At 61.7% G+C, this 11,264-nt stretch carries 12 protein-coding genes; all 12 read left to right on the forward strand.

Annotation, left to right across the window (positions count from 1 at the left end; translation table 11 throughout):
* Nucleotides 1-27: 27 nt before the first annotated feature.
* The 12 genes from ACE10X_RS13175 to ACE10X_RS13230 all read left to right on the forward strand — a co-directional run bounded on the left by ACE10X_RS13175 (nucleotide 28) and on the right by ACE10X_RS13230 (nucleotide 11,264).
* Entirely contained in the window at nucleotides 28-189 is a 162-nt protein-coding gene (locus ACE10X_RS13175) for a hypothetical protein (RefSeq protein WP_375764228.1), read from the forward strand.
* Nucleotides 190-305: 116 nt separating this feature from the next.
* The gene (locus tag ACE10X_RS13180) at nucleotides 306-515 is read left to right on the forward strand and encodes a hypothetical protein (protein WP_375764229.1); all 210 of its coding nucleotides are present in this window, start codon (nucleotides 306-308) and stop codon (nucleotides 513-515) included.
* Nucleotides 516-558: 43 nt separating this feature from the next.
* A complete protein-coding gene (locus ACE10X_RS13185) occupies nucleotides 559-1,656 on the forward strand; it encodes a hypothetical protein (protein WP_375764230.1) in 1,098 nt (365 codons plus the stop codon).
* Between the two features lie 17 nt (nucleotides 1,657-1,673).
* Complete coding sequence (locus ACE10X_RS13190; protein ID WP_375764231.1) at nucleotides 1,674-2,642, forward strand: phage major capsid protein; 969 nt, start codon at nucleotides 1,674-1,676, stop codon at nucleotides 2,640-2,642.
* A gap of 12 nt (nucleotides 2,643-2,654) precedes the next feature.
* The gene (locus tag ACE10X_RS13195; protein WP_375764232.1) at nucleotides 2,655-3,428 is read left to right on the forward strand and encodes a hypothetical protein; all 774 of its coding nucleotides are present in this window, start codon (nucleotides 2,655-2,657) and stop codon (nucleotides 3,426-3,428) included.
* A 65-nt stretch (nucleotides 3,429-3,493) separates the two neighbouring features.
* Nucleotides 3,494-4,078: a hypothetical protein gene (locus tag ACE10X_RS13200; RefSeq protein WP_375764233.1), complete on the forward strand. Its 585-nt coding sequence runs from the start codon at nucleotides 3,494-3,496 to the stop codon at nucleotides 4,076-4,078.
* A complete protein-coding gene (locus ACE10X_RS13205; protein ID WP_375764234.1) occupies nucleotides 4,078-4,782 on the forward strand; it encodes a hypothetical protein in 705 nt (234 codons plus the stop codon). Before ACE10X_RS13200 ends, ACE10X_RS13205 begins: the two co-directional genes overlap by 1 nt.
* Nucleotides 4,779-6,359 (forward strand): hypothetical protein, encoded by a 1,581-nt coding sequence (locus ACE10X_RS13210; protein WP_375764235.1) that lies wholly within the window; start codon nucleotides 4,779-4,781, stop codon nucleotides 6,357-6,359. Before ACE10X_RS13205 ends, ACE10X_RS13210 begins: the two co-directional genes overlap by 4 nt.
* Nucleotides 6,352-6,741 carry a GNAT family N-acetyltransferase gene (locus ACE10X_RS13215; protein WP_375764236.1) on the forward strand — a complete coding sequence of 130 codons (390 nt, stop codon included), beginning with the start codon at nucleotides 6,352-6,354 and terminating at the stop codon, nucleotides 6,739-6,741. The genes ACE10X_RS13210 and ACE10X_RS13215 overlap by 8 nt, the downstream gene beginning before the upstream one ends.
* A complete protein-coding gene (locus tag ACE10X_RS13220; protein ID WP_375764237.1) occupies nucleotides 6,738-7,682 on the forward strand; it encodes a hypothetical protein in 945 nt (314 codons plus the stop codon). The genes ACE10X_RS13215 and ACE10X_RS13220 overlap by 4 nt, the downstream gene beginning before the upstream one ends.
* 1 nt (nucleotide 7,683) lies before the next feature.
* On the forward strand, nucleotides 7,684-9,117 hold the full coding sequence (locus tag ACE10X_RS13225; RefSeq protein WP_375764238.1) for a hypothetical protein: 1,434 nt from the start codon (nucleotides 7,684-7,686) through the stop codon (nucleotides 9,115-9,117).
* A complete protein-coding gene (locus ACE10X_RS13230) occupies nucleotides 9,114-11,264 on the forward strand; it encodes a hypothetical protein (RefSeq protein ID WP_375764239.1) in 2,151 nt (716 codons plus the stop codon). Before ACE10X_RS13225 ends, ACE10X_RS13230 begins: the two co-directional genes overlap by 4 nt.

Below are 11,264 nucleotides of genomic sequence, written 5' to 3' on the forward strand. Positions count from 1 at the left end.
CGAATTATCAACCAACAGGAGGCCATCTTGGCTGATTATTCCAGACTTCAGGCTGCGATTTCCGATTTGTCCGCGAAAGTGGATGCGCTCAACAACAAGCCTGCTCCGGCTCCCGTCCCGGATGAGCAGCCCGCCGTCGATGCGCTGGCGGCACAGGTGGAAGCCATCGCGGCGAAGATCCCCGCCTGATGGCAATCCGTCTCTGCCGGGTCTGCGAGGACTGGCACGATTTGGGCCAGTCATGGCCGCGGGCGTGTCTCGGACACTTCGCGGTCAGGACGGCGCGGTCAGATTTGCCGCGTCCCATGGTCATCTCTGACTCGCTGGACAGCGTTCAGAGTATGGTGAGCGGCGAGCGGTTCGACAGCAAGGCCGATCTCAGGCGGCACTACAAGGAAAACGGCGTGGTCGAGATCGGCAACGAGACGATCAAGCCGCGTGACAATGACGAAGCAGATATTGCGATCGCGCCGATCGAGCGCGACGTGGCGCAGGCGTTCAATTCCGTAAGCTAGTCGTCCCGGACTTCAACCGGACGGCGCAACCCCATAGACATCGATGGCTGATCTCGACGTTGCCGCCCCCGCGGCGGACGATGACTTTGACGTGACTGCCGACCTGGCTGCGGCATTTGACGCAGCGGAGAACGAATGGCAGGCAGCACCCGAGCCGGCCGCGGAAACTGCCGAACAGGCAGCCGAGCGTGTTCGTGATGAAAAGGGTCGCTTCGCCAAGGTTGAGGAGCCCAGCGAGCAGCCGGCGGCAAAGGCCGACATCGCGGCGACCAAGGTGCCAGAACCCGGCGCCAAGACCGTCCCAGCGCAGCCAGCCGCCGTCGATCCGCTCGCTCAGCCGGTCGAGGCCACAAAGCCGCCTCCGGGCTTCTCGCCCACGGCGAAGGTGGTCTGGAACAAGGAGACGCTGGACAAGGCGGAATGGGACGCCGTCAAGCGTGACATCGCCAAGCGCAACGAGGAGGTGGACAAGGGCTTTGCCAAGTTCGCCGAATACAAGCCCGTCGAACGCTTCATGGAGATGGCGAAGCAGTCGGGTACGACGCTTGACCGTGCTCTGGAGAATTACGTCGGTATCGAGCAGGAACTCAGCCGTGACATGGTGTCCGGCGTTTCCCGCATCTGCCAAAACAAGGGCATCCATCCGGTTGCCCTCGCACAGCAAATTCTGGCCCGTCACGGCGCATCCTCTCAACAGGATGGCACGGGCGAGATTCAGGCCCGTCAACCGGCCGTCGATCTCACGCCGATCACCCAGGAACTGAACGCGCTCAAGTCATTCGTTCAGCAGCAGCAGGAAGCCGGCGTTCAAAGCGAAATTCAGCGCTTCGCATCAGACCCGAAGCATACGTTTTTCGAGAACGTCAAGGCCGACATGGGACGCCTCATCAACTCGGGTTACGCCGATACGCTTGAGGACGCCTATGAGAAAGCCTGCTGGGCGAATCCGGAAATCCGCGATCTGCTCATCAAACAGCAGACGACGCAGGTTCCCGACACGGGAGCAAAGGTAGCGGCGGCAACTCAGGCCCGCGCGGCTGCCAAGTCGATCACTGGCTCCCCAATCCCGAATGCTTCGGCGAAGGGGCCAAACCTCTCACTGGAAGACGAAATCCGTCAGTTGATGGATGCTTCCGTTTAAATCCAAAGGAGCCTTAAATGGCATCGCCCAATCTTGGTGAAATCATCACCACGACGCTGCGAAACCGTACCGGCAAGGCCGCCGACTCGGTTTCGAAGAACAACGCCCTGCTCAACCGTCTCCTGGAAAAGGGCCGGGTGGACACCGCTGACGGTGGCCGCACCATCGTCCAGGAGATCGAGTATCAGGAGAACGGCACCTTCAAGCGGTACGCCGGCTACGACCTCCTGAACATCGCTCCCTCCGACGTTCTGACCGCTGCCGAGTACGACTGGAAACAGGCCGTTGCCGCGATTTCCATCTCGGGCCTCGAGCAGATGCAGAACTCCGGCAAGGAGGTGATGATCAAGCTTCTCGCTGCCCGTATCAAAAACGCGCAGAAAACGCTTCGCAACAACATCGCCTTGGACTGCTACTCGGACGGCACCGCGGACGGCGGAAAGCAGATCGGCGGCCTGCAGGCTGCTGTGACCACCACCCCGACCTCCGGTACCTACGGCGGCATCCCCCGCGCCGCTTGGACCTTCTGGCAGAACCAGAAGTTCAACGGTACCACAGACGGCGGCGTTGCGACCTCTGCGACCAACGTCCAGAGCTACATGAACCAGCTCTGGTATCGCACCACGCGCGGCGCCGATCATCCCGACCTGATCGTGGCCGACAACACCATGTACGGCTTCTACCACTCGTCGCTGCAGTCGATCCAGCGCATCACCTCGGACAAGATGGCTCAGGCGGGCTTCACCTCGCTCAAGTACATGAACGCCGACGTGGTGCTGGACGGTGGTTTCGGCGGCGGCGCGCCGTCTTCCACGATGTACTTCCTCAACACGGATTACATCTACCTGCGCCCGCACTCTCAGCGCAATTTCGTCGAGATCGGCGGCGAGCGCGTCAACCCGAACCAGGATGCACTGGTGAAACTGATCGGCTGGATGGGCAATCTCACCACGTCGAACATGTTCCTCCAGGGCGTGCTCACCTAAGGAGATCGAGCAATGACTGTCGCAACTTTCCAGACGGCAATCGACGGCGTCAATCCGTTCGTTGTCGAAGGTCCGGCCGTTGCCGGCTCCGGCGTTATCGTCCCGCAGTATCGCCTCGGCCACGTTGCCTATGGCGATGCGGAATCCGAGTGGGTCTATTGCAAATACACTTCGGTCTCCAACCAGGTGTTGCAGCCGGGCCTGCTCTTCACGGTGGACGACGACTACAATGCCACGCTGCTCACCACCTCCAACAGCCCGCGCGGCTCGAAGGTCATGGTGTGCGGCGTCGGCATGGGGTACGGCGGCCAGTCTGTCACCACCGTGACCGGCTCGGTCTACTACCTGTGGCTCGCGCGCGCCGGCCAGATGCCGATCGCCTACACCACCGTTGCCACCCTCGGCAATCTGGCGGAGACCACGGCGACCGGCGGCGCGGCGAACTTCCCGAACTCGGCTACCGTTGGCTCCAAGCTCATCGTGGGCTTGTACGTCACCAAGGCCGTGGGCGGTACATTCACCGGCACGACTGTCAACGGTTCGACCCAGGTTACGGTCGCGCCCGGTCAGTTGACGGTCGACAGCGGCCCGTCGTGGATCGGATCGACCCTTTCCGCAACCGGTATCGCGGCATCCCAGACGATCACCGCGATCCAGTTCAAGGGCACGACGATCACGGGCTTTACCCTGTCGGCCGTGGCGACCGCGTCGGGCACCGTCACCATCACCAACTCGCTGGTGGCCCAAGCTCGTATCCTCTGGCCGTACATCGACAAGACCAACTGATCCATCATCCAGAGCGGGGCCTTCGGGCCCCGTTTTCCTTTTCCCCTCCATCAACCGAGGACAACATGGCCGAAGGTCACGGATTGCACGTCGAGTTCTACATCGAAGCCGTCAAGCAGGAGTTCAAATCGCAGGAGGCCGGAAGGCCGATCTTTGCGGACACCGAGTTCGTCCGGATCCACATTCCTGGCGACAAGAATTATTCCGTCGAGCGCGAAGCGTCGGCGGCCGACAAGGAGCGCTTTGCGCTGGAATACGCCCGTTTCAAGAACGGCATGAAGGAAGAAGAGCAGGCCGTTGGCACGCCGCTGAAGCACTGGCCGGCGATGACGCGCTCGATGGCGAAGGAATTCGCCTCCTTCAACGTTCACACCGTCGAACAGCTTGCTGTCATGTCAGATACCGCCAAGCAGGCGTTCGGCATGGGCGCGCTGGAATGGTCGCGCAAGGCGCAGGCTTTCCTGGACGTGGCCGGCAATTCGGCTGCGGCCGAAAAGTACGCCGCGGAGAACGAGGCGCTGAAGCAGCGAATTGCGGATATGGAAAAGCAGTTCGCCGAGCTCTCAGCGCGCGTCGATACCGAAAAGCGCGGTCCTGGTCGGCCGCGCAAGCCTGAGAACGCCGTTCACGAGATGACTGAGGCGCTTTGATGTCCATCCTCACGGCCGTATCGGACGCGATGGTCCTCTGCGGGCAACCGCAGCCGAACGCCGTTGTGTCCAATACTGATCCGACCGTGGCGAAGTTCCTGGCATTTGCTCAGACCGAGGCGGAAGAGACCGGCTCGGACTTTAACTGGCGCAACCTCAACATTCAGATGATCCTGACGGGGGACGGTACAACCACGCTGTTTGCGCTGCCCTCCGATTTCGAACGTGTCCTGCAGGGGCAGGCGCTCTGGTCGAACAAGTATCCGTCCATTCCGCTGCAAGGCCCGATCTCCAGTCAGGATCTTCTGGCATTGAAAGCGCTTCCCGTCACGCCGGTGAGGCCGGTGTGGCGATTGATCGGCGGGACGCTGGAAATCTGGCCGGCGCTCTCGAACCTGGAAGTGGTCAACGGGGAGTATCGGTCGACCAACCCGATCGTGTCGAGCGATGGTCTGACGCGAAAGCCCCGCTGGACCGCTGATTCCGATTACACGTTATTCCCCGAGATCATCCTGCGCCTTGGCCTCATCTGGCGCTGGAAGCAATCGAAGGGGCTGGATTACGCCGAGGACTTCCGTAGCTATACGCTCGAGCGGGAGAAGAAGGCGGCCCACGAGGCCGGCGCCAAGATCGTTCGCATGAGCAATCAGCTCAGCTGGAACGAAAATCAGTGGCCCGGCGTGATTACCGTGACGCCCCCATGAGACAGGCACTCCGACAAAAGAGCAGCAACGGCAATGCGAGCCGGCTGCCCACGTCGAAAACGAATTTCATCCCAAGTCCCACCAAAGGCTGGTATGTCGGCGCCAATCTGTCCTCGGCCCCGAAGGGCACGGCGTACATTTTGGATAATGCCTTCCCGCAGCTCGATTATGTCAGGATGCGCGGCGGCTCGACAGCCTACGCAACCGGCATGCCGAACGCGGCTGTTTCAACGCTGATCCCTTACATTAGCGGAGCTGCATCGAAGTTCTTTGCGGTGTGCAATGGCTCGATCTATGACGTGTCCGGCGCGGGCGCTGTGGGTGCTGCTGCCGTCACGGGCCTGAACAGTTCCGCCTTCGTGGAATACTGCCAGTTCACCAACACCGCAGCGACATGGCTCATCGCGGTCAACGGCGTAGACGCTGCGCAGCTTTATAACGGATCGGCATGGGTGACCACGCCCGCGATCACGGGACTGACCGGCGGCAATCTCGCCCAGGTCTGGCCGTTTAAGAACCGGCTCTACGGCATCCAAGCGGCCTCCCTGAGCGCGTGGTATCTCGGGGTCAATTCGATCGGCGGCGCAGCTACGCAGTTCGATCTTTCCGGCATCTTCAAGTCTGGCGGCTACCTACTTTGCGGGACATCCTGGTCGATTTCCTCCAACTCAGGCCTTTATGAGGTCAATGCATTCGTCACTTCTGAGGGTGAAGTCGCGATCTATGACGGCTTGAACCCTGCGGATCCGAATTGGACGCTCAAGGGGCTTTACAAGATTTCGAAGCCGCTGGGCCGGCGCTGCATCATGAAGGCCGGCGGTGATCTCGCCATTATGACCGAGGACGGAATTGTCCCGATGTCTCAGGCCATGACGCTGGACCAGATCGCGCTCCAGAATGTCGCTGTAACGAAGCCGATCGCTCCGGCCTGGCGGGACGCGGTCATTGCCCGGCAGGGATTGTCGGGCTGGCAGATTGCGACATGGCCTCTGCAAAGCATGGGCATCATCAACCTGCCGAAGTCGAACGCGGGCGACGCTACGCAGTTCGTGGCGAATGTTCGAACCGGTGCCTGGTCGCGGTACATCGGTTGGGACGCCAACTGCTTCGCCGTCTATAACAACAACCTGTATTACGGCTCATCCGACGGTCGCGTGATGCAGGCCGAGACCGGCGGACAGGACGACGGCAAGAACTACACCTGGACCGTCTTCCCATCCTACAATGATCTTGGGTCGCCTGCCATCACTAAGCACGTCAAGATGGTTCGGCCGCGGCTGCAGTCGGCCTATCCGGTGACGCCGCAGATCACGGTAAAGGTGGATTTCGACACCTCGAAGCCACCTCAGCCCACGGCGAGCTCAACGGTGCCGACCGGCGCTCTCTGGGACAGCGCGTTGTGGGATATAGCGACCTGGCCGCCCGCATTGAATGACGTTTCGAACTGGACTGATGCCGAGGGGTTTGGTGCGACGGTCTCACCGGTCATTCAGTTGACGCTTTCAACGAGCGTCACTCCCGATGTTCGTTTGACGGCGATTGAGTTGCTGTTCGAGCCGGGTAACCCGCTTGGTTAGGCAGGATAGCGAAGGCGCGCGGCGATATGTCGAGCGCGAACTTGGCCTGCATATCTCCGATCCTTTCATCGGGCTGGTCATCGAGAAAGACGGCAAGGCGGTGGGTGCTGTCATTCTCAACGATTACACGCCGGGGCAGAACATCGAATTGACCGCGCATACCTGCGGAAACTGGAGCATCGCAGATGTCCGCGAGATCGCCCGCTATTGCTTCGCGCGGGTGCGACGCATCACAGCCAGGACTTCGGTGAACAACACCCGGGCGGCCTACATGCTTCGCGCGCTGGGGTTCAAGCGTGAAGGCGTATTGCGGCACTGGTTCGATGACGCTGATGCAATCGTGTTTGGCCTTCTGAGGTCAGAGCAGAGGATATTCCGTTGAAAAGCTCGCCAACTCCTCCGGATCCCTATCAGACCGCGAATGCGCAGACCGCGTCGAACCTTGCGACGGCGGCGCAGCAGAACCAGTACAACATTCAGAATGCTGCGACCCAAAACCAGTACAACCGGACCAACGCGCTCGACGCTCAGCGCGCCTCGATGGTCGATCAGACCAATCCCTACGGCACGACGCGATACAGCCAGACCGGAACCAGTGCAGATGGGACGCCGACTTACGGCGTGACGACGACGCTCAACCCGGACAGTCAGCGGCTGTTTGATCAAAGCAACGCGCTTCGAAGCGGTCAGCTTGGTATCGCGAGCCAATTGTTGAACAGCGGTCAGGGCGCGTTCTCGGGACGTGGACCCGATCTATCCTACAACGGAACGACTGCGGCGCTCGACGCCCTCAACCACGCGCGGCTCGATCCCTACTGGCAGCAGCAGAGCGACCTGAACGAGTCCAGGCTTGCGGCTCAGGGGCTCACGCCGGGCATGGCCGGTTACGACAACGTCATGCGGAATTTCAATATCGGCCGAAATGACGCCTATAACTCGGCGAACCTTGCTGACTATGCTCTGTCCTCCCAGAACGCGCTCGCCGCGTATAATTCACCGCTGAATAGCTATCTGAGCCTGACTCAAGGCACCACTCCGCAGATGCCGGGAGCGGCAAATGTTTCGACGCCGGGCGTGAATATTGCAAACCCGAATGTCGCAAACCCGAATGTCGCGGGAACGAATGTATCGGGCTTGATCGAGCAGAATTATCAGCAGGAGAGCCAGAACGCGAACGCCTACAACGGGCAGTTGGCCGGCCTGATTGGGACTGGGGTTGGACTTGCCGCGGCACCATTCACGGGCGGCGCAAGCTTGGGGTTGACGAAGATGGGAGGCCTTTTCGGTGGTGGCTCTCCCAGCGGCTACGGCACGGGCAGATAGCATGGCACTCCTTGATTTCAGCATCGATACGAACGGCACGCCGCAGGATGTCCAACGTCGTCAGGCCTATGCTGACGCGCTTCTCAGGCAGGCGGGGGACAGTTCGCCAGCAGCGGGGGGGAGCGGGGGTGGTTGGATCACTGCGCTCAATCGCGGGCTCGCTGGAGCGCTTGGCGGCTATCAGCGTGCTTCGGCTGCCCACGAGGAGCAGCAGGGGCGCTCGGCGTGGCAGCAGCGGATGGCCGCTGCACTGCAAGGAGGCAAGATCGACCCGACTGCAATGGTGGGACTGGCGGCCGACCCATGGGCCAATGCAACCGCGCTTTCCGCAGCAAACAATGCTTACACTGCCCAGCATCAGGCCGAGCGCGACAAGATCGCGGATCAGCATTGGGGCGCGTCTTACGCGCTTCAGAAGCGATCTGCAGAGCGGGCAGACCAGGCGGCGGCGCGCGCCAACATGACACCGCTCGAGCAGGCCCAGGAACGCGCTCCGGTGCTTCAGCAGTATGGCATTGATCCGAATTCTGCCGAGGGGCGAATCTACCTCATCACAGGCAAGCTTCCGGACGCGACCAAGAACATTCCGAACAGCGTCTCGGAGTACAATTATTACACGAGCACGTTCAAGCCGACGCCCGAAAATCCGCAGCCGATGGACTACGCGACCTTCTCGACCGCCAAGGCGCGCGCCGCGGCGACAAACGTCACAACCAATGTGGATACAAAGGGTCCTGACAAATACGATACGGTCATGGGTGAGGGGCTGGCGAAGTCTCACTCGGCTCTCTCGAATGGTGTTGAGGACGCGCAGGCGCGCGCTCGCGACCTCGCCGCAATGCAGGGTGCTATTGACGCAATCCAGAAGAACGGTGGCACTACAGGCGGCATGGGACAGGCTCAGGCGCTCGAACTGTCTAAAACGATCAATGCCGGCGCCTCAGCGCTCGGTCTTGAGCCACCGATCAGCGAAAAGGGCATTTCCGACAAGGAGTTTCTGACCAAGTTCAATCGTCAGATTGCGGGGGCCCAGGCCAAGGGAGCGATGGGCGCGCGCGTAACCAACTTCGAGATGTCGAATTACCTGAAGGCCAATCCTGGCCTTGAGATGTCGGTCACAGGCAACCAGCGCTTGATCGGCATCCAGTCGCAGATCGAGCAGCGCAACGTCGCGGTGGGCAACGCAATTCGGGCTGCGGCTGCTGAAGCGGTCGGCGCAGGCCAGCGCGTCAATCCGGCCAAGATCGAGAAGATCATCCGAGATTACGACGAGACGCACCACATCAAAGACCCGGTGACGGGTCAGGATTTAACGCAGAGCTATACTCTACCGGAATTCCAGGGAGGAGGCACGAACCCCGCGTTGGCGGCTGGCCACGAAACCAACATGAAGAAAATCCGCCGATACAATCCAGAAACGGGCACGCTTGAATGAGCGTTCAAATCCAGGCACCTGACGGTTCGATCATCGAGTTTCCGGCCGGCACGTCTGATGCCACGATCACGTCGGTGATGGCGCGCGAGTTCGGCGGACCGAAAGCACCAAAGGTCGCAGCTGCGGAGCCCTCAAATCTGAGTGGTCCTCAGATGACCGTCGACGGCCTCGGAAATCCGATCGCGCTTGACCTCAATAAGCCCGATGCCGCGCCGAACCTCTCGGCTGGCGACAAGACCATGCGCGCGATCGGCGCTGTCGATAGCGGCGTCCGGGCAGTTGCCAATGGTATCCCATTCATGGACCGGTTCGCGGCCGGCATGGGGGCCCTGACCGGCATCGGCGGCGAGCGCGGCGACTATTCCGGGAACCTCCAGAAGCAGCGCGCAGAGGATCGGCGGCTGGCGGAAGCCGCGCCGATCGCGAATACGGCCGCCCACCTGGTTGGCGGCGCAATGCTGCCGCTGGGCGCTATCGGGGCCGCGGCAAAGGGAACGAGCTTACTTGCGAAGACCCTTCTTGGTGGTGGCACCGGAGCCATATTCGGCGGAGTGCAAGGTGTCTCGGACGCACCGGATCTGACCGACGTCGGAGACGTGGCGAAGCACGCCGGAAAGGGTGCGCTTGTCGGAACTTTGGTGGGGGGCGCAATCCCGGCGACGGGTGCCGTGGTCGGCAAAGGCTACAACGCTCTCGCGGACGCGCTGATCGGCGCCGAAGGCATGTCGCGTCCGGCAGCTCGGCATCTGACCAACGCACTCGCCGCCGATACACCGGCCGCGGTGCGTGGGCGTCTCGACGAGCTCGGTCCCGATGCCATGCTGGCCGACGCTGGCCCAGCGTTCTTGGGCAAGACGCAAGGCGCGGTGCTCAACAGTGATGAGGCGCGCTCGATAGGAGTCGGCGCGCTCAACGCCCGCAATGATGCGACGAACCAACGGATCATGGGCGACGTCAACCGGGCGCTGGGCCCCGCTGAAGATCCGCAGACGGTCACAAATACGATCCGCGCGCACCGGTCCGTCGTCGACAATGCGAACTATCCGGCCGCGCTGAACGCTGCGCCCGATGTTCAGACGGCGCCGATCCTGGCGCAGCTCGATTACATGATTCCGCGCGCTGTCGGTATGGAGCGCCGGGCGCTGACCAATCTACGCGGCATGATGATGACGACCGAGCGCCGTCCGTTGGTCGATACTGCCGGCCATCCGCAATACGACAATCTGGGGCGCCCACGGTTCGAGGAAATCCCGGTCAACCAGCAGGACGCCGAAGTCCTGCACAAGGTGAAGCAGGAGCTCGACAACGTCATCCAGTACGACGCGCCGGGCCTTGGCATTCCGGCCGGCGCCGTCTCGCGCCAGCAAGGCGCACTCCGAATGATGCGCGGCCAGCTAAATGAAGCGCTCGAGCAGCAGGTACCCGGCTATGCGAACGCCAACCGGCAATCCGCTGCGCTCGCTCGACGTGGCGATGCTGTTGAAGCAGGGACGCAATACCTTGGCTCCGGCAAGACGACGCCGTCACCTGGACGGTTTGCCGACGAGTTCGGCCAGCTTGAGCCCGGAGAGCAGATTGCTTTTGCGAAGGGCTCACGCGGTAACATCGATCGCGTGCTCGGCACGAAGGCAAACGACCTGCAGGCCTTGAAGGGCGAGCTGCAAGGCGAGGGCGGCTGGAACACCGCGAAGATTGCGACCGTGCACGGGCAAGATGCTGCCGACGATCTGATGGCATCGGTCGAGCGGAACGCGAAATTCCGGGACACCCATAACAAGGTGGTTGAAAACTCGCAGACAGCTCAGCGGCGTGCAGCGGCTGAGAACATGAAACCGGAGCCGCCCGGCGAGGTACCGCTGATCAATCCCAACATGACGATCCCTGGCTTGATTGGCGCGGGCGGCAAGAAGGCACTGAACTGGGCGATCAACGGGATGCGGGCTGATCCGACTGCCCAATATGGCGAGATGGCACGCATTCTGACGGCGCAGGGTGCGGCGCGCGACCGCCACCTGGACGCGCTGGCGACGTCGCTTCTTAGCCGCGATGCAAACCGCGCCGCAGCGCCAGCTATCGGGAATCGCGCTGCCCTGGCGGCAGCACTTCTTGAGAACGAGTATTTGCGCGATCGAGCCGCCACGCGATGA

Source organism: Bradyrhizobium sp. Pha-3 (assembly GCF_042258325.1).
Lineage (GTDB): Bacteria > Pseudomonadota > Alphaproteobacteria > Rhizobiales > Xanthobacteraceae > Bradyrhizobium > Bradyrhizobium elkanii.